We start from the raw sequence: 19,720 nt of genomic DNA on the forward strand, positions 1-19,720 counted from the left end.
CATCAAAGCAGGGTCCCGCTCGGACCCCAGTACCAGTCAGCGATGCCCAAGATCGCCCCCAGCACGATAAACTCAAATCTGATTTCGCCGCTGGCTGCCCATGTCGCCGCAGGTGCGGCGAGTGAGATGAGCAGCGAAATCAGTCGATGAACCGTTGCCACGCGGCGGATTTACTCCGCCGCAACACCCATTTTCAGCCGTTCCATTTCCTCCAGCGCACGGCGGTACTCGACCGGCATGACCTTGCGGAACTTCGGGCGGAACTCGCTCCAGCGATCAAGGATATCCTTGGCGCGGGTGGAGTTGGTGTAGTGGAAGTGGTTGGAGATCATCTGGTAGAGGCGCTCCTCGTCGTGGCGTGTCATGTCCTCGGAAACGTCCACACGTCCCTTGTGCATGAGGTCGCCGCCGTGATGGTGCAGCTTTTCCAGCATGTCGTCTTCTTCCGGAACCGGCTCCAGCTCGACCATCGCCATGTTGCAGCGCTTGGCGAAGTCGCCGGTCTCATCGAGAACATAGGCCACGCCACCGGACATGCCAGCTGCGAAGTTGCGGCCGGTTTCACCCAGAACCACGACGATGCCGCCCGTCATATATTCGCAGCCATGGTCACCCACGCCTTCGACAACGGCAATCGCACCCGAGTTGCGCACGGCAAAACGCTCGCCGGCCACGCCGCGGAAGTAGCATTCGCCGGTGATCGCGCCGTAAAGCACGGTATTGCCGACGATGATCGAGTTTTCCGCAACGATGCGGGCATTTTCCGGCGGACGCACGATGATGCGACCACCAGACAGACCCTTGCCGACATAGTCGTTGCCATCACCCACCAGATCGAAGGTGATGCCGCGTGCCAGGAACGCACCGAAGGACTGACCCGCAGTGCCGCGCAACGTCACGTGGATCGTGTCGTCCTTCAGGCCCTTATGGCCCCAACGCTTGGCAAGCGCGCCGGACAGCATCGCACCAGCGGAACGGTCGACGTTCTTGATCGGCACTTCGAAGACCACCGGCTCGCGGTTTTCCAGCGACGGCATGGACTTCTCGATCAGCTTGCGGTCGAGAATGTCGTCGATCGGGTGCTTCTGGCGCTCGGTCCAGTAGGTCGCTTCCTTCGGCGCTTCCACCTTGTGGAAGATGCGGCTGAAATCGAGCCCGCGTGCCTTCCAATGCGCCAGCATCTCATCCTTCTCGAGAAGCTCCGAAGCGCCGATGATCTCGTCCAGCCTGGAAACGCCAAGCGAAGCGAGGATTTCACGCACTTCTTCGGCAACGAAGAAGAAGTAGTTGATGACATGTTCCGGCGTGCCCTTGAAGCGCTTGCGCAGAACCGGGTCCTGCGTGGCAACGCCGACAGGGCAGGTGTTCAGGTGACACTTGCGCATCATGATGCAGCCCGCCGCAATCAGCGGCGCGGTGGCGAAGCCGAACTCGTCGGCACCGAGAAGCGCACCGATGATGACGTCGCGACCGGTCTTAAGACCGCCATCCACCTGCAGCGCGATGCGCGAACGAAGACCGTTCAGCACCAGCGTCTGCTGGGTTTCGGCAAGACCGATTTCCCATGGGCTACCGGCATGCTTCAGCGAGGTGAGCGGCGAGGCACCCGTGCCGCCATCGAAGCCGGACACGGTGATATGGTCGGCGCGCGCCTTGGCGACACCGGCAGCAACCGTACCCACACCCACTTCGGAGACGAGCTTGACGGAAACATCGGCTTCCGGGTTGACGTTCTTCAGGTCGTAGATCAGCTGCGCCAGATCTTCGATCGAGTAGATGTCATGGTGCGGCGGCGGCGAAATCAGGCCGACACCCGGCGTGGAGTGGCGGGTCTTGGCAACCGTCGCATCCACCTTGTGGCCGGGCAGCTGACCGCCTTCGCCGGGCTTGGCACCCTGCGCGACCTTGATCTGCAGCATGTCGGCATTGACGAGATATTCCGTCGTCACGCCGAAGCGGCCGGAGGCGATCTGCTTGATGGCGGAGCGTTCCGGGTTCGGCTGGCCGTTGAGAAGCGGCATGTAACGATCCGCCTCTTCGCCGCCCTCGCCCGTGTTGGACTTACCGCCGATGCGGTTCATCGCGATTGCAAGCGTGGTGTGCGCCTCGCGGCTGATCGAGCCGAAGGACATGGCACCGGTCGAGAAGCGCTTGACGATCTCGACTGCCGGCTCCACCTCATCGACGGAGATCGGCTGGCGACCGATCTGCTCGGCGCTCTTCAGCTTGAACAGGCCACGAATGGTGTTCATGCGCAGGTTGCTGTCATTCACCATCTCGGCGAATTCACGGTAGCGCTCCTGGCTGTTGCCGCGCACGGCATGCTGCAGGGTCGCAACCGAATCCGGGCTCCAGGCGTGGCTTTCGCCGCGCATGCGATAAGCATATTCGCCGCCGATATCGAGCGTGTTGGCAAGGATCGGGTCCTTGCCGAAAGCGGCCGTGTGGCGTGCGACGGTTTCTTCGGCAATTTCCTTCAGGCCGACACCTTCGATAGTGGTGGCGGTGCCGAAGAAATACTGCTCGACGAAGTCCGACGACAGGCCGATGGCGTCGAAGATCTGCGCGCCGCAATAGGACTGGTAGGTGGAGATGCCCATCTTGGACATGACCTTGAGAATGCCCTTACCCACCGCCTTGATGTAGCGATAGACCACTTCATCGTCGGAGACTTCCTTCGGAAACGCGCCATGCTTGTGCATGTCGAGCAGCGTGTCGAAAGCCAGATAGGGGTTGATCGCTTCCGCACCATAACCGGCCAGCAGGCAGAAATGGTGGATTTCGCGCGGCTCACCGGTTTCGACAACGAGACCGACCGAGGTGCGCAGACCCTTGCGGATCAGGTGGTGGTGAACGGCAGCCGTTGCCAGCAGAGCCGGGATCGCGATGCGGTCCGGACCGACCTGACGGTCGGAAAGCACGATGATGTTGTACCCGCCGCGCACGGCCGATTCCGCCCGCTCGCACAGACGGTCGAGCATTTCCGGCATGCCTTCGGCGCCACGCTCCACATCATAGGTGAAGTCGAGCGTCTTGGTGTCGAAACGGTCTTCCGTGTGGCCAATGGAGCGGATCTTTTCGAGATCGCCATTGGTCAGGATCGGCTGACGCACTTCCAGACGCTTGGCACGCGCCGCACCCTGATGGTCCAGAATGTTCGGACGCGGGCCGATGAAGGAGACGAGGCTCATCACCAGCTCTTCGCGGATCGGGTCGATCGGAGGGTTGGTGACCTGCGCGAAGTTCTGCTTGAAATAGGTGTAAAGCAGCTTGGACTTTTCCGACATAGCCGAGATCGGCGTATCGGTGCCCATGGAGCCGACGGCTTCCTGGCCGGTGGTCGCCATCGGAGACATCAGAAGCTTGGTGTCTTCGCTGGTGTAACCGAAGGCCTGCTGACGATCGAGCAGCGACACGTCGCGACGCAGCGCGCGCGGCTCCACAGGCTTCAGGTCTTCCAGGATCAGCTGGGTGCGGTCGAGCCACGTGCGGTACGGATGCTTGGCGGCAAGCTCGTGCTTGACGTCTTCATCCGAGATGATCTCGCCCTTTTCCATGTCGATCAGCAGCATCTTGCCGGGCTGCAGACGCCACTTCTTGACGATGCGCTCTTCCGGCACCGGCAGCGTGCCGGCTTCGGATGCCATGATGATGCGGTCGTCATCGGTGACGAGGTAGCGGGCAGGACGCAGACCGTTACGGTCGAGCGTGGCACCGATCTGCTTGCCATCGGTGAAGGCAACGGCTGCCGGGCCATCCCATGGCTCCATCAGGGCCGCGTGATACTCGTAGAACGCCTTGCGTTCGGCGGTCATGGACTGGTTGCCAGCCCATGCTTCCGGGATCAGCATCATGACGGCATGCGCCATGGAGTAGCCACCACGCACCAGGAATTCCAGCGCGTTGTCGAAGCAGGCGGTGTCAGACTGACCCTCATAGGAGATCGGCCAGAGCTTGGAGATATCGTCACCGAAAAGCTCGGACGAGACCGAGGCCTGACGCGCCGCCATCCAGTTGACGTTGCCGCGCAGCGTGTTGATTTCGCCGTTATGGGCAACCATGCGGTATGGGTGGGCCAGCTTCCAGGACGGGAAGGTGTTGGTGGAGAAGCGCTGGTGAACGAGCGCCACGGCACTTTCGAAGCGTGGATCGGACAGGTCCTTGTAATATTCGCCGACCTGATAGGCCAGGAACATACCCTTGTAGACGATGGTCGAGGAGGAGAGCGAGACGGGATAGAAATCCTGCGCTTCCTTGCCGCCGCCGGCATCATAGATGCGGTTGGACAGAACCTTGCGGATCAAGAACAGACGGCGTTCGAATTCGGCATTGGTCGCAGCTTCCCGACCCGCGCCGATGAAGACCTGCACGTGGTGCGGCTCGGTCGCGGCAATATCCGGCGCCTTGGAGAGCGAAGCATTGTCGACGGGCACATCGCGGAAGCCGAGGAACTGCTGGCCCTCTTCGCCGATCACATCGACGATGACCTTCTTATAGTGCTCGATCCGCTCTGCATCGCGCGGGAAGAAGATGTGGCCGACAGCATATTCGCCAGCCTTCGGCAGCGTCACACCCTGCTTTGCCATTTCCTCGCGGAAGAAGCGGTCAGGGATCTGCACGAGAATGCCAGCACCATCGCCCATCAGCGGATCCGCGCCAACGGCGCCGCGATGCGTAAGGTTCTCAAGGATGAAGAGACCGTCCTTGACGATCTGGTGCGACTTCTGACCCTTCATATGCGCGACGAAGCCGACGCCGCAGGCATCGTGCTCATTGCGCGGATCGTACAGACCCTGCTTGGCCGGAAGACCGCCAATCGTGGCGCGAGGCGCGGTCGCCTCCGCCGCGTCGCTCGGACAGTCATTCATTAGAAGCGCCTGGGCGTTTTCGCCTTCCAGCCGTATGGTCATTTTCATCCCTCCTGCAATCGTGTTGCATGGTGTCACGCAGAGAGGCGGAGGCCGATCCGGCCCCAATCTGGAAAGCCAAACCCGTCTCCGCATTTCAATTTAGGACAGCAATGCTGTCTTAATTCTGTCTGAACAATGACAGAAACACCCACCTTCCGCAAGGGGATGCCGTTAATTTATAGAGAACCATTGTGACGTGAAATTTCAACAGAAGAAAGCAACGCGTAATTTTCTTCTCCGCTGGCATCGAAATAATTGCTTTCATTACCGGATTTGCCTTGGCTGAAATATGCTCGTAAAACCACAGGCGTAATCCTGCTCACCATCCCGACCGCGCGACATTCCTGCCCGCAACATGCTTGAAAGTGCTGACGATGATTTTTGCCTCTGACAACTGGGCTGGCGCCCATCCGGCCATCAACGAGCGGCTGATGAAGGAATCCACCCGCTTTGCCGCCGCTTACGGTACCAGCGAATTGGACCAGGCGATTGAGAAGAAGTTCAACGAAATCTTCGAGCGCGAGGTCGCCGTCTTCTTCGTCGGCACGGGTACAGCCGCGAACTCGCTGGCACTCGCCAGCGTCGCCCGCCCCGGCGGCATCGCCTTCTGCCACTCCGAAGCCCACGTGATCGAAGACGAATGCGGTGCGCCGATCTACTTCTCCAACGCCTCGCGGCTGATGCCGGTGGCTGGAGCCAACGGCAAGATGGCGCCGAAGAACCTGAAGGCCGCTATCGATCGCTTCCCTCCGGGCTCCATCCACCAGGGCCAGCCGATGCTGGTAACCATGACCCAGGCGACCGAGCAGGGCACGATTTACGATCTCGATGAAATTTCCGCGATCTCGGACATCGCCAAGGGTGCTGGCGTGCCACTGCATATGGATGGTGCGCGTTTTGCCAATGCGCTGACCGCACTCGACACCACGCCCGCCGAAATGACCTGGAAACGCGGCGTCGATATCCTCTCCTTCGGCGCGACGAAAAACGGCTGCTGGTGCGCGGAAGCCATCGTCTATATGGATCCGAAAATGGCAGAGGACCTGCCCTTCATTCGCAAACGTTCGGCCCAGCTTTTCTCCAAGACCCGCTTCATGGCCGCTCAGTTCGAGGCCTATTTCCAGAACGATCTGTGGCTCGATCTCGCCGCCCACGCCAACGCCATGGCCAACCGCCTGCGCGACGGCCTCTCCGCCTCCAACAGCGCCCGCCTCGCCTGGCCCACACAGTCCAACGAACTCTTCGTTGTCTTGGACAAGCAGTCTGCCAAGAGCGCCCGCGATGCCGGTGCCAGTTTTTACGACTGGCCGGTCCCGCACGACATGCAGCAGCCGGTCGGTGAGAACGAACAGCTGATCCGCCTCGTGACCAGCTTTGCGACGGAAGAGAGCGACGTCGACGCGTTCTTGCGGATTTGCGGTCGGGCGTAGGGCGCTACCAACTCACGCATAACTTCCCGGTACCATGCCCTTGGCGGTGACGAGCGACGACAGCGCCCGCACCAGCTCTGCATCCGCGCCCTTGCGCGGCTGAAGCACGAATTCGACGTCTTCCAGCGAGGGCAAACTGCCTTGCGGCAACTCCCGCAAACCCGACGGCGCCATGCTGCGGGGCTGAACGAGAACACCCATACCGGCGCGGGCGGCGGCTGTCAGCCCGCTGAGACTTCCGCAGGTGCAGACGATGCGCCAGGCAACGCCTGCCCGATCGAGCGCTTCTTGCGCGGCTTTGCGGGTGATGCTCGGCGGCGGGAAGGCGATGAGCGGCAGCGCTTCCTTGCGGGCAAGGATCGCATCCGGGTCCTTGGCGAGCCACACCAGCGGCTCGCGATAGAGGAAATGGCCGAGCTGATCGCCAAGCCGGCGCTTGGCTAGCACGACATCGAGCTCTCCATTGTCCTGCATCTGATAGAGCATGCCGGAGAGCGATACCGTCAGCTCCAGATCGACCAGCGGATAAAGCCTCGTGAACTCCTCCAGAATGACGGTGAGACGGCTCGCGACGAAATCCTCCGAGACACCGAGACGCAGGCGACCGCGCAGCCTGCTCTCACCGAAAAGCGCCGCCACCTTGTTGTTGAGATCCAGCATATTGCGGGCATAACCAAGAAGCGCCTCACCTTCCGGCGTCAAGCGCACCCGATGGGTATCGCGGGCGATCAGCCGCTGACCGAGCGACGCTTCCAGCCTCTGAATATGCTGGCTGACGGTCGATTGACCGATCCCCAACCGCTCGGCGGCTAGGGTGAAACTCATCGTCTGCTCCAGCGTGACGAAGCTGGCGAGATGTTGCAGGTTCAGCATGGCTATCTCAAAATATGATAACTGTTAGTTTTTGCATCTGGTTTCATGATGAGCGATAGTGCGCCCGATTACAATCCGCAAACCGGCTGGGAGGCTGCGGGATCTTTCACGGTCTTGACGCTTTAGGTCGGTTACGACGGATTTCGCAATTGCAGAGCGCCAAGACCCTCTGTGCACCACATTCTAGAAAGGCCGCATCATGAGCCGCTTCCTGCCAGACCGCTTCACCATGATGCTGGTCGCCACCGTCATCCTCGCGTCACTGCTGCCGATCAGCGGAGAGCCGGCACATTACTTTTCCATCGCGACGAAATGCGCCATCGCGCTGCTCTTCTTCCTGCATGGCGCGCGGCTCTCGCGGGACGTCGTGGTGGCGGGCATGCTGCATTGGCGCCTGCACATTGTCATCCTTCTCGTCACCTTTGGCATCTTCCCGCTTCTCGGACTTGCGGCGGGCTATATTCCAGACAGCATATTGCCGCAGCCGCTCTATATGGGCGTGCTTTTTCTCTGTGTCCTTCCCTCCACCGTGCAGTCGTCCATTGCATTTACTTCGATGGCCGGCGGCAACGTACCCGCCGCGATCTGCGCCGCATCCGCCTCCAACATTTTCGGCATGTTCCTGACGCCGCTCCTCGTCGGCTTCCTTTTTACCGTTGGCGGCCATGGCGGCGGTTTCTCGCTCGATGCGTTCGGCCAGATTTTCCTCCAACTTCTGCTGCCCTTCATCGCCGGCCAGGCCTTGCAGCCCTGGATCGGCCACTGGATACGCGCCCGCAAAACGCTGCTGGCCCCTGTCGATCGCGGCTCGATCCTGATGGTCGTCTATCTCGCCTTCAGCGATGCGGTGGTGGAAGGCATCTGGCATCAATTCACGCTGCGCGATATCGCCGTGGTGATCGGCATCAACATGCTTCTGCTGACGCTCGTCCTGTGTCTCACCATGTTTGGCAGCCGTCTGCTCGGCTTCAAGAAGGAGGATGAGATCACCATCACCTTCTGCGGATCGAAGAAGAGCCTTGCCAGCGGCGTGCCGATGGCAGGCGCCATCTTCGCCGGCCAAAGCATCGGCGCCATCGTGTTGCCCATCATGCTCTTCCACCAGATCCAGTTGATGGCCTGTGCGGTGATTGCACAACGCTACGCGAAGAAGGCAAAGGAAGCGGAAGCCGCAAAGATCGCAGCTCCTGCGGTCGATGCACCGGAGGCTACCGCGATCGCTGCCAAGACGGCATCGTAAGCCTCTTTATCGTCCGCTCAAGACAATGGGTCCTCAGGTCAATCACGAGGATCCTATGAGAGTGACCTCCCCCACTATAAACGCAAAAAAAAGACGGCCCCCTTGCGGGAGCCGTCTTCTTATTCACGCGCTAACCTCGAGGTTTAGTTCACCTGGGTTGGCGTTACCTGTGCCTCGATCTGCTTCGGTGCGTCCGATACGTCGGTCGCAATCGCGATGCGGCGGGGCTTCATGGCTTCGGGAATGTTGCGAAGAAGGTCGATATGGAGAAGACCGTTCTTCAGCGAAGCATTCTGTACTTCCACATGGTCGGCAAGCTGGAAGCGGCGCTCGAAGGCGCGCGTGGCAATGCCGCGATAGAGGAAGTCGCCCTCGGATGCCTTGGTGTCTTCAGCCTTCTCGGCCTTGACAGTCAGCACATTGGCGCGGGATTCGATGCTGAGTTCATTCTCATCGAAGCCGGCAACCGCCATGGTGATGCGATAGGCGTTCTCGCCGGTGCGCTCGATATTATAGGGCGGATAAGCCTGGGCCTGCTCCGGCTGGCCGATGCTATCGAGCATCGAGAACAGACGGTCGAAGCCGACCGTGGAGCGATAAAGGGGGGAAAAATCAACGTGACGCATGGTGTCCTCCTTAGAAGCGACTGTTTGCGAGTGCGGCTCTCCATCCCGTTCTGGCGATGAAAGAAACCTTGATACGGCCCCGTTCTGGCGACCGTGAGCAATAGGTGGGAATGGTGTTTTGGCAGTTCAAGAGGGAAAAATGCATTCGATTCACCTGAACGATTTCTGAATAACAAGTTCCGGATGCGTTCATTTCGCCCCCGCTAAAACGGCTCTATCGGAGGCAACTCCGGGGCAAGGAAGCATCGTCCCTTCTTCCTTGCCGATTAGCCGGAACCGCGACTGCTAACACCGACGGTTCCGGCAATTTTTCCCGTCCCGTCCGTTTGTGCATGTTTTCCTTTGACGCACACAGTCGCTCAACCTATCCCCTTCTGAAGCATGGTCTAAGCAAAACTGTGTAGCGGTTTTGCGATAACGACATGCGGATAAAGCAAGGACCTAAAGCGCATGAGCGAATCTGAAAGATCGCGACACGCTTTAGACTGTCGTATAGACACACTGTTTGCCGAGCAGGATATCGATGACCGAAGCCATTCTCCATGAGACCAAAGGCAACCCCGTGCCCGACAACCACCATGTCGGAACCTTTGAGGGCCACGGCAAGAAGAGCCTGCGCTATGCAATCTTCCGTTCCGAAAGACCGGTTGCACGCGGCACCATCGTGCTGCTGCACGGCCGCAATGAAACGATCGAGAAATACTTCGAGACGATCCGCGATCTGACGGCCAAAGGCTTCTGGGTCGCCACTTTCGACACGCGCGGCCAAGGCGGCTCGGCGCGGCTGTTGAAGAAGGCGGAGGCCGGCTATGTGCGCCGCTTTTCCGATTACCAGAAGGATGTATCGCTGTTCCTGGAACAGGTGGTGCTGCCCGACACGCGCCTGCCGTTCTTCATGGTCGCACACTCCACTGGTGGGCTGATCGCGCTCTCCATGGCGCCGGAACTCTCCAACCGCATCGAGCGCATGGCGCTCTGCTCGCCCTTCGTCGGGCTTGGGGGCCAATCCGTTTCGCCTCGCTGGATCAAGACCGTTGCCACCACCCTGACCTGGACGGGTTTGGGCGGCAAGCAACTGGGCAGGGACAATCGCGAACGGGATTTCGACGGCAACCCACTGACCTCCGACCCTGAGCGCTTCGCCCGCAACATGACGATCGCCAACAGCCATCCGGAGCTGTTCATCGGCAGGCCGACTGCGCGCTGGCTCTACGAGGTGATGAAGCTGATGCCCAAGGTGACGCGACAGGATCATTTGACCCGCATCACCATTCCCACCCTGTTGCTGGCCCCGGTTCTCGACACCATCACGCCCTATGCGGTGCAGGAGGAATTGTCGCGCAATTTCCGGGCCGCGCAGCTGATCCCGGTCATCGGCGCGCGCCATGAATTGTTCCAGGAGCGCGATATCTACCGCGCCCAGGCGCTTGCGGCGCTGGATGCCTTCTTTGCCCCAACTGAATGACGCGCTCGCTTGCTTGCTTTGTTGAGCAAACTCGCAAGCTACCGCGAGACTAATTGCTTTTTCTCGAGGTCTTGGCAAACACTAACATGCAATCAAGGTGATACGAATTAACAAGTACATCATTAGCTGCACCCAGAGCTCAATTCAGCAAATGATACGGATGTGACCACAAACGCGGCTGGGAGCGTAATGATTATACACCATCTCGTTCTTGCTGCCCGCGCATTGAAACAGAGATTTTCGATCTCTGCTCCAAAGCGCCACTTTGGCATTTTGATACTCAGCAATATCAAGCTGACGGCATTGGACGCGGCAAGAGGCAGTTGGATGATATCGGATGCTCGAAAGAGAAATGATAGCAAGCTGAAGACTGCGAAGTAAGCGACCGTGTTCATTACATAAAAAAACACCGAGTAAATGAATATTGAGTCCAGAGTGACAAGCGAATGAGCGTATCGTTCACCCAGCACAAACTTCGGCATCGCAACTCCATTTCTGTATTTTTTCGAAACCCCGCTACGCCACTGAAATCGTCATCTGGCCTCTGCCGTGGTGCATTCGATTAGAGGGCGCCGGAGCTATTCGGCCGCCGCATTCGTCGCAAAAGAATCTTATCGTCGGCTTTCACTCAATCTCGCAAAGCGCCGTCCTAAGAGAGCAGCGCCAGCGCCTCCTCATGCACGGCCTTGCTGCCGGCAGCGACGATCCTGCCCGCCCCTTCCGGTCGCCCACCATCCCAGGTGGTGATGATGCCGCCTGCCTGCTCGATGATCGGGATCAGCGCACCGACATCATAGGGCTTTAGGCCGGATTCGATGACGAGATCCACATGGCCAGCGGCCAGCAGCGCGTAGGCATAGCAATCCACACCATATCGGAAGAGCCGCACCTTGTCCTGAATCTGGCCGTAAAGCTTCGCCTCTTCAGCCGTGAAGATATGCGGGGAAGTGGTGAAGAGCACGGCGTCGGATAGCGACTGGCACGCCCGTGTCTTGATCTGCTTCTCACCCTCCGGCCCCTTGTACCAGGCCTTGTTCCCATCGGCGAAATAGCGCTCGCCGGTAAAGGGCTGATCCATCAGGCCCATCTTGGCGCGCCCGCCCGACTGAAAGCCGATCAGCGTTCCCCAAACCGGCACGCCGGAAATGAAGGCGCGGGTGCCATCGATCGGGTCGATCACCCAGACATGCTCACGGTCAAGGCCGATGCTGCCATGCTCTTCGCCAAGAATGCCGTGCTCGGGAAAATGCTCGGTGATCAGCGCGCGGATCGCCGCTTCCGCCGCCTGGTCACCTTCCGTCACCGGATCGTAGCCGCCCGCCTGCTTGTTATCGACAGCGATGCCGGTGCGAAACCGGGGCAGCGTCTCAGCCTTGGCGGCATCGGCAAGGCGGAAGAAGAAATTGCGATCTGGCAGCATGGTCGACCCCGGCATCTTTTGTAGAGGAGAAGATGACATAGCGCGCTGACCCGTGTCTCGTCCACTCCCGTACAGAAGGAGAAATTGCCCCGTGCCGGGCATATTTTCCAAGAATTGGCACAGCAGAAAAGCAAACGCCTCTTTACTGTGCATTTTTTAGTCAAAAATAAAAATGATTGACAATTAAGCAGATTTCTCTACTCTGATGGTCACAGTCTTTGACTGTAAATACCCTCCTTGGGTGTTTCCTCCCTAGACTTAACCGCGCGCAGGCGCGGTTTTTTTTGCCCATGCGACAGCCGCAGGGAAGGACCAGTGGAACGTTCAGAGGGTGGGGAGCGCGTTATTCGGCGGCAAGCGCCATGTCGATCGCATATTCGGAAACGAAAGCCGCCAACTGGCGCATGAAGATGTCCAGGGCCGATTGCATCGCCGGAAAACCCGCCGCTTTCAAAAAGGTCTTCTCATCCACATAGAGCGCGCGATTGACCTCGATCTGCAAAGCATGCAGCGAGCGGATCGGCCGACCATAATGCTCGGTGATGAAACCGCCAGCATAGGGCTTGTTGCAAACGGCGGTGAAGCCAAGCTCTTCGAGGAAATGCAGCGCGGCACGGGAAATCTCCGCCGACGCGCTGGTGCCGTAACGATCGCCGATAATGATATCGGGGCGGATATTCGAGCCCGCGAGACGGATATTGCCGGGCATCGAATGGCAATCTATCAGCACCGCCATCCCGTGATTGGCATGGGTGCGCGAGACCAGCCGCCGCAGACACGCATGATAGGGCTTGTAGATACCTTCGATCCGCGACAGCCCCTCGTCCACCGAAAGCCGGTGGGCGTAGATATCCATATTCTCCGCCACGATGCGCGGCACGGTGCCGAGACCGCCAGCAACGCGCATGGAGCCGATATTGGCATAGGAGGGCAGCGCACCATCGAACATGCGCGGATCGAGCTCATAGGGCTCACGATTGACATCGAGATAGGCGCGCGGAAAATTCGCCTTCAGCAGCGGCGCGCCGATATCCGGAGCGCCTGCAAAGAGCTCATCGACGAAGCAATCTTCGGAACGGCGAATTTCATAGGAATCAAGCCGCGAGGCTTCGAGGAAAGAGATCGGGTAACAGCGCCCGCTATGGGGGGAATTATAGACGAAGGGAATGCTGTGCACCGCGGGTTCGCGCACCTCGAACAATTCATATTCGCCCGTCACCCAGTCCATGCCGTCCCGTTTACCATGTCATAATTCTGCCAGACGCATCATGTTGCCAGTTGCGCCAGTGCAAGTCCATACTGGCAGGCAGTCACCCTCTCGTGATTCTACCATTCACATGATATTTACTCCGACAATGGTACAATCGCGATAGGGTATCCCAATAATTCTGTAGTTACGGTCACTTATATGGTTCAGAAAATTCTTCTCGCCGAAGACGACAACGATATGCGCCGCTTCCTCGTGAAGGCGCTCGAAAAGGCCGGATATAAGGTCTCGTCCTTCGACAATGGTGCCAGCGCTTACGATCGACTTCGCGAAGAGCCTTTCTCGCTGCTTTTGACCGATATCGTCATGCCGGAAATGGATGGCATCGAACTGGCGCGCCGCGCGACGGAACTCGATCCGGACCTCAAGGTCATGTTCATCACCGGTTTTGCAGCGGTCGCGCTCAACGCTGATTCGAAGGCGCCGAAGGATGCCAAGGTGCTTTCCAAGCCTTTCCACCTTCGCGACCTCGTCGACGAAGTCAACAAACTCCTTGTGGCGTAAGGGTTTCAAAAAAAACCTGTCACAAAATCGAAAAAGGCAGTTGACGCTTCATTCGGTTATGTGATTTATGCGCCGCAACGGAGGGCGTGTAGCTCAGCGGGAGAGCACTACGTTGACATCGTAGGGGTCACAGGTTCAATCCCTGTCACGCCCACCATCCGAATTCAAAGAAATCAAGGCCTTGCGAAATATCGCGAGGCCTTTTTCTTTTGGGCCATACCCTGACTGAAGGGAGACGTCGAGGCATAGTCTCGCGCCTATCGAAGGCGATGTCTTGAGGTGAGATCTTTCCAGACAGCGAGACGTGATGGGTTGGTTTCCGACGCAGAAAACCGGCGCCGCGAACATCCTTTTCAAATATCAGAAAGCGCGATACAAATCCGAAATTCTGTAATGTAAAAGCGCCATGACGAAAAAATTCCTCATTATCGATCCTGAGACCGACCATGCCGTGTTGAAGGGAATTGCCTCGCCAACGCGGGCGACCATGCTGAAAATGCTGCATGATCGCGGACCGATGAATGTCAACGACATGGCGGCGGCTTTGGAACTGCCGCAATCGACGGTCTCCACCCATATCCAGATTCTCGAAGATGCCGGCCTGCTGCAAAGCGAGACGCAGAAAGCGCGCAAGGGCAATCAGAAGATCTGTCGCGCCACGGTGGAAGAGGTCGTTATCGTCTTCAAGAGCGAGGTGCGTGAGCCGCGCAAGGACGTCATCGAGGTGTCTATGCCGGTCGGCCTCTACACCGGTTTCGATGTCACAGCCCCCTGCGGTCTCTGTTCGCCAGACGGCATTATCGGGCTTCTCGATGTGCCGAATGCGCTGCTCGACCCTGATAGAATGAAGGCGGGATTGATCTGGTTTACCCGCGGCTATGTGGAATATCAGTTTCCCAACAATGCCAAGCTCTCCAACGCGGCCATCCGCGAGCTGGAAGTGGCGGTGGAGCTCAGCTCCGAAGTGCCTGGCACAAGTGCCGACTGGCCGTCGGACATTACCTTGACCATCAACGGCAAGAAGGTCGGCGTCTGGACCTCCCCTGGAGACTTCGGCGACAAGCGCGGCGTCTATACGCCGGACTGGTGGAAGCTGAAGGGCTCGCAATATGGCAAGCTGAAGAACTGGCGCGTAGGGCCTGACGGCACATTCGTCGATGGCGTGCAGATTTCGAATGTCACGCTGGCCGATCTCGATCTTGCCAGCCATCACTCCATCCGTGTGCGCATCGGCATCGAAGACGACGCCAAGCATCCAGGCGGCATCAATATCTTCGGCAAGGGCTTCGGCAATTACGATCAGGACATCGTGCTGCGCCTGAAAATCGAATAGTATCAATAATTCCGATATTTAAAATAAGCGCGTGACATCAAGCTGTTAGAAATTACCGATAGCTTCTTCACGCAACGTTACAGCTCTTCCAGTTGACCCTTACCGGATTTTCCGATTTAGTATCCGTAATAGCGATATATATCGCTTTTCATGATACTAATGGGAGGAATGCATGAAGGTATCGGTTGTGGCGCATCCGCAATTTGTCGTGGCGGATATTGATCCCAGGCTCTACGGGTCCTTCATCGAACATCTCGGCCGCGCCGTCTATACCGGTATCTACGAGCCGGATCACAGCACAGCCGATCAGAGCGGCATGCGTCAGGACGTCATTGATCTCGTCAAGGAACTGGACGTTCCGATCGTGCGCTATCCCGGCGGCAACTTCGTCTCCGCCTACAATTGGGAAGATGGCGTGGGGCCGAAGGAAGAGCGGCCTGTTCGTCTCGATCTGGCGTGGCACACCTCAGAAAGCAACGAGGTCGGCCTGCATGAATTTGCCGATTGGTGCGTCTCTGCCAACACCGAAATGATGCTGGCGGTTAATCTCGGCTCGCGCGGACTGGATGAAGCGCGCAATCTGCTGGAATATGCCAACCACCCCGGCGGCAGCGAGTGGAGCGACAAGCGCATCGCCAATGGCCGCAAGGAGCCCTTCGACGTCAAGCTCTGGTGCCTTGGCAACGAGATGGACGGCCCCTGGCAGATCGGCCACAAGACGGCGGATGAATATGGCCGCTTGGCGCACGAAACCGCAAAGGCCATGCGCGCCTTCGACAGCTCGCTCGAACTCGTCGTCTGCGGCTCTTCCAATGCCAAGATGCCGACCTATCCGGAGTGGGAAGCAACCGTTCTCGACCACACCTATAACGAGGTCGATTACATCTCGCTGCATATGTATTTCGACAATCACGCCAATGATGTCGGAAACTATCTGGCGATGAACCAGAAGCTCGACGACTACATCATGTCGGTCGCAGGCGTCATTGATTACATCAAGGCCAAGAAGCGCTCGTCGCGTCAGGTCTATATATCGTTCGACGAATGGAACGTCTGGTATCATTCGAAGGAACAGGACAAGAAGACGCTTGCCGGTGCCGATGGCTGGCCCTTCGCCCCACCGCTTCTGGAAGACATCTACAACTTCGAGGATGTGCTGCAGGTCGGCCTGATCCTCAACACCTTCATCCGTCGCTCGCATGTGGTGCGCATTGCCTGCCTGGCGCAGCTCGTCAACGTCATTGCGCCAATCATGACCGCGCCGAATGGCCCAGCCTGGCGCCAGACGATCTTCTATCCCTTCCTCTTTGCCTCGCGCTATGGCCGCGGCAAAGCGCTGGACCTGAAGGTCAACAGCCCCACCTACAAGAGCGATACGGCAGGTGACGTCTCCTGCCTCGACGTGTCCGCGGTCCATGATGAGGAAGGCGGCTTCGTCAGCTTCTTTGTCGTCAATCGCTCCGACAAGGAGATCGAAGCCGATTTCGATGTCGCAGCCTTCGGCAGCGCCAGCAACATCGCCGATCACCAGGTCATGACCCATGCCGATCTGAAGGCGGTCAACACGCAAGCGCATATGGACAATGTCGTGCCGAAAAAGGTGGAGAGCGCCACACTTTCAAACGGTCGCCTGTCGGCGACATTCGCCCCCTACTCCTACCAGATGGTGCGCATCAAGGTCTGACAAGGCCTTGCGACATCGCCATAAGGGTCACGGGAGGAGACACTATGACGGCAAGTATCGATATCAACAATGTGAGCAAGCACTTCGGCGGGCTGACGGTTTTTGAAGGACTGTCGCTCTCCATACCGGCGCATGAATTCGTCGTGTTCCTCGGCCCCTCGGGCTGCGGCAAGACCACGCTTCTGCGCATGATTGCGGGCCTCGAAAGTGTCGATGACGGAGAAATCCGCATCAATGGCGAGCGCATCGACGACCAGCCACCCGGCAAGCGCGGCGTCGCCATGGTCTTCCAGTCCTATGCGCTCTATCCGCATATGACGGTGCGCGACAACATGGCCTTCGGGCTGAAGAACATCGCCGTCGAGCGCTCCGTCATCGATGCGCGCATCGCCGAAGCCGCACGCATGCTGGAAATCGGCCATCTGCTGGAGCGCAAGCCCGGGCAATTGTCCGGCGGCCAACGCCAGCGTGTCGCCATCGGTCGCGCCGTTGTAAAGGAACCGAAGGCCTTTCTCTTTGACGAGCCGTTGTCCAACCTCGATGCCGCGCTGCGGACCCGTACGCGCATCGAACTGGCACAGCTGCATCAGCGGCTGAAGTCCACCATGATCTTCGTCACCCATGACCAGATCGAGGCGATGACGCTCGCCGATCGCATCGTCGTCATGAACAATCGGCAGATCGAGCAGATCGGCACGCCGATGGAGATCTATAACCGCCCGGCAAGCCGCTTCGTCGCGGGCTTCGTCGGTGCACCGGCGATGAATTTCCTTCCCGTCACGCTCGGCACGGCTGCCAGCCTTGTCACGGTCGAGACGGCTTCGGGCATCGAGATGGCCACCGCCATTCCAGCCACCGGCATCGCGCCCGGCGCATTCGAACTTGGCCTGCGCTCGGAGGACCTGCGCATCACATCGCCCGGCAGCGGCAACGCGGAAGGCGTGGTGGATGTGGTGGAGCGGCTGGGTGAACGCACGTTGGTCTATGTGCGCCTTGCCGATGGTCAGCAGCTTGTCGGCTCCGATAGCGGCGATAGCCGTGTCTCGGTCAGGGACCGCGTCGGCCTGTCCTTCGACAGCACCAAGGCGCATCTTTTCGATGCGTCGGGCCGCGCCTGGCACGCGCGGGAGGTGGGTCATGGCTGAACCACTGACCGCCGCCACCGCCCATCAAGGTCCAGGCACAGCCTCGGTCAAGCATGCGAAGAGCGTCGATATCTATGCGCCGCAATGGCGAAACTTTCTCTTCGTCGCGCCCTATCTCGTCTTCTTCATCACGCTGCTTGTCGTGCCGCTGTTCTGGGGTATCTGGCTGTCCTTCCACAAGGCGGATACCTTCTCCTCAGGCCGCTTCATCGGCTTCGGCAATTACGTCCGTCTGTTCAATGACAAGATCTTTCTGCAGTCGATCTGGAACACCTTCTACTTCGTTCTGCTGACGGTTCCGTCGCTCGCCCTGCTTGGCCTGTTTCTGGCACTTTGCCTCAACCGGCGCACACGCAGCGCCGCCGCCCTTCGTGGCCTGTTCTTCTCCTCGTCGGTCTTGTCAGTGACCATCGTCACGCTGATCTGGCGCATCGTCTACATTCCCGATATCGGCCTCCTGTCGATGATCTTCGGCCTTTTCGGTGCTCGCGCCCCGGCCTTCCTGTCGGACCCGAGCCTTGCGATGATCGGCATTGCGATCGCCACCGTCTGGTGGTGCATCGGCCTGCCGATGATGCTGTTTCTCTCCGCACTTCAACAGATCCCGCAGGATATTTATGAGGCCGCCGCACTCGACAATGCCAATCGCTGGCAGACGCTGCGGTCCATCACCCTGCCCTCGATCAAGCGCACCTTCGTGCTGGTCGTCATCATCCAGATCGTCTTTCAGTTCCAGCTTTTCGGCCAGGCATTGCTGATGACGCGCGGTGGGCCGAACAACCTCACCAAGCCGATCGTCTTCTACATTTACGAAACGGCCTTCCGCCGCTGGGATCTCGGCCTCGGTGCCGCCGCATCCGAAATCCTGTTCGTGCTGATCCTGGTCGCGGCCATGGTGCAATTCCTGGTGTCCCGCAGAAAGGCAGATGTGTGATGGCTTCGCAGAACTCCAACATCATCGGCAGATCCTTCGGCGACCGCGTGCTCTATGGCCTCGTCATCCTTCTGGCGATCGTCATGGCAGCCCCCGTCCTTTACGTCATCGCGCTGTCTTTGAAGGACAACAACGCACTGATGGTCGATCCGCATTCGGTCTTCCAGCTGCCCTATACGATCAAGAACTATATCGACACGATCGGCACATCGAATGTGTTTCTCTGGGTGTTCAACAGCATCGTGGTGGCGGGCGGCATGACGATCATGACGCTGATCCTGTCATCACTTGCGGGTTATGGCTTCGCCCGGCTGAACTTTCCCGGTCGCGACGTCCTCTTCGTCCTCGTGCTTCTGGGTCTTGCCGTGCCGGAACAGGCGGTGCTGATTGCCCGCCATCAGATTTTCAGCTGGCTTGGCCTGCACAATTCCTATCCGGGCCTGATCCTGCCCGGTCTGTCGTCCGCCTTCGGCGTGTTCCTGATGACGCAATACTTCCGCGCCATTCCGAAGGAGCTGGATGAAGCCGCGATCCTCGACAATGCCAGCCGCTTCCGCGTCTTCTGGAAGGTGCTTCTGCCACTCACCGTCCCGGCCCAGGCGACGCTTGGCATCTTCACCTTTCTCGGCGCCTGGAACGATTACTTCTGGCCGCTGATCTCCGCCACGAAGAAGGAGATGTTCACGCTCACCGTCGGCATCGCCTCGACGCAGATGAATTTTGCCCAGTCGCAGGGCATCGGCTTCCTGATGGCGCAGGCGGTGTTCGCCGGTGCACCGATCCTGATCATCTATCTGTTTTTCCAGAAATATATCGTCACTGCCGTATCTGGGGCGGCGGTGCGCTGATGCATGGCATTCGGGCCAAGATGAAAGGCCCGCGCGAATGA

Annotated in this window: 15 protein-coding genes and 1 tRNA gene; 10 read left to right on the top strand and 6 right to left on the bottom strand. The window is 58.9% G+C overall.

What is annotated here, in order from left to right; all coding sequences use genetic code 11:
* Positions 1-2: 2 nt before the first annotated feature.
* Together QE435_RS11505 and gltB are read right to left on the bottom strand one after the other, a co-directional pair.
* Positions 3-161: a hypothetical protein gene (locus QE435_RS11505; protein WP_349041445.1), complete on the bottom strand. Its 159-nt coding sequence runs from the start codon at positions 159-161 to the stop codon at positions 3-5.
* Positions 162-170: 9 nt separating this feature from the next.
* Positions 171-4,910: a glutamate synthase large subunit gene (gene gltB, locus QE435_RS11510; protein WP_349041446.1), complete on the bottom strand. Its 4,740-nt coding sequence runs from the start codon at positions 4,908-4,910 to the stop codon at positions 171-173.
* Between the two features lie 374 nt (positions 4,911-5,284).
* Between gltB and QE435_RS11515 the strand changes: the two genes are divergently transcribed.
* Positions 5,285-6,340: a low specificity L-threonine aldolase gene (locus QE435_RS11515; protein WP_349041447.1), complete on the top strand. Its 1,056-nt coding sequence runs from the start codon at positions 5,285-5,287 to the stop codon at positions 6,338-6,340.
* 12 nt (positions 6,341-6,352) lie between these two features.
* Here QE435_RS11515 and QE435_RS11520 read toward each other — a convergent pair whose 3' ends face one another.
* Positions 6,353-7,213: a LysR substrate-binding domain-containing protein gene (locus tag QE435_RS11520; RefSeq protein WP_349041448.1), complete on the bottom strand. Its 861-nt coding sequence runs from the start codon at positions 7,211-7,213 to the stop codon at positions 6,353-6,355.
* A gap of 199 nt (positions 7,214-7,412) precedes the next feature.
* On the opposite strand from QE435_RS11520, the gene QE435_RS11525 reads away from it, so the two are divergent.
* Positions 7,413-8,453 (top strand): bile acid:sodium symporter family protein, encoded by a 1,041-nt coding sequence (locus tag QE435_RS11525; protein ID WP_309771684.1) that lies wholly within the window; start codon positions 7,413-7,415, stop codon positions 8,451-8,453.
* A gap of 143 nt (positions 8,454-8,596) precedes the next feature.
* Here the strand turns inward: QE435_RS11525 and QE435_RS11530 are convergent, their stop codons facing one another.
* Complete coding sequence (locus QE435_RS11530) at positions 8,597-9,079, bottom strand: Hsp20 family protein (protein WP_306934250.1); 483 nt, start codon at positions 9,077-9,079, stop codon at positions 8,597-8,599.
* A 523-nt stretch (positions 9,080-9,602) separates the two neighbouring features.
* Between QE435_RS11530 and QE435_RS11535 the strand changes: the two genes are divergently transcribed.
* Positions 9,603-10,544 (top strand): alpha/beta hydrolase, encoded by a 942-nt coding sequence (locus QE435_RS11535; RefSeq protein WP_349041449.1) that lies wholly within the window; start codon positions 9,603-9,605, stop codon positions 10,542-10,544.
* A gap of 649 nt (positions 10,545-11,193) precedes the next feature.
* Here QE435_RS11535 and hisN read toward each other — a convergent pair.
* Together hisN and QE435_RS11545 are read right to left on the bottom strand one after the other, a co-directional pair.
* Entirely contained in the window at positions 11,194-11,964 is a 771-nt protein-coding gene (hisN, locus tag QE435_RS11540; protein WP_349041450.1) for a histidinol-phosphatase, read from the bottom strand.
* A gap of 343 nt (positions 11,965-12,307) precedes the next feature.
* Positions 12,308-13,192 (bottom strand): N-formylglutamate amidohydrolase, encoded by an 885-nt coding sequence (locus QE435_RS11545; protein ID WP_349041451.1) that lies wholly within the window; start codon positions 13,190-13,192, stop codon positions 12,308-12,310.
* 180 nt (positions 13,193-13,372) lie between these two features.
* Here QE435_RS11545 and QE435_RS11550 point away from each other — a divergent pair, with 180 nt between their 5' ends.
* The 7 genes from QE435_RS11550 (at position 13,373) to QE435_RS11580 (ending at position 19,679) form a co-directional block, all read left to right on the top strand.
* Entirely contained in the window at positions 13,373-13,735 is a 363-nt protein-coding gene (locus QE435_RS11550; RefSeq protein ID WP_027675545.1) for a response regulator, read from the top strand.
* 82 nt (positions 13,736-13,817) lie between these two features.
* Positions 13,818-13,892 (top strand) — tRNA-Val (locus QE435_RS11555).
* Between the two features lie 249 nt (positions 13,893-14,141).
* Positions 14,142-15,068, top strand: a complete 927-nt coding sequence (locus QE435_RS11560; RefSeq protein WP_349041452.1) for a metalloregulator ArsR/SmtB family transcription factor — start codon at positions 14,142-14,144, stop codon at positions 15,066-15,068.
* A gap of 172 nt (positions 15,069-15,240) precedes the next feature.
* Positions 15,241-16,752 (top strand): alpha-N-arabinofuranosidase, encoded by a 1,512-nt coding sequence (locus QE435_RS11565; RefSeq protein WP_349041453.1) that lies wholly within the window; start codon positions 15,241-15,243, stop codon positions 16,750-16,752.
* Between the two features lie 44 nt (positions 16,753-16,796).
* Positions 16,797-17,897: a sn-glycerol-3-phosphate ABC transporter ATP-binding protein UgpC gene (gene ugpC, locus QE435_RS11570; RefSeq protein WP_349041454.1), complete on the top strand. Its 1,101-nt coding sequence runs from the start codon at positions 16,797-16,799 to the stop codon at positions 17,895-17,897.
* Positions 17,890-18,831 (top strand): sugar ABC transporter permease, encoded by a 942-nt coding sequence (locus QE435_RS11575; protein ID WP_349041455.1) that lies wholly within the window; start codon positions 17,890-17,892, stop codon positions 18,829-18,831. The genes ugpC and QE435_RS11575 overlap by 8 nt, the downstream gene beginning before the upstream one ends.
* A complete protein-coding gene (locus QE435_RS11580; RefSeq protein ID WP_349041456.1) occupies positions 18,831-19,679 on the top strand; it encodes a carbohydrate ABC transporter permease in 849 nt (282 codons plus the stop codon). The genes QE435_RS11575 and QE435_RS11580 overlap by 1 nt, the downstream gene beginning before the upstream one ends.
* The last annotated feature ends 41 nt before the right edge of the window (positions 19,680-19,720 follow it).

The organism is Agrobacterium sp. SORGH_AS 787 (assembly GCF_030819035.1).
Lineage (GTDB): Bacteria > Pseudomonadota > Alphaproteobacteria > Rhizobiales > Rhizobiaceae > Agrobacterium > Agrobacterium larrymoorei_B.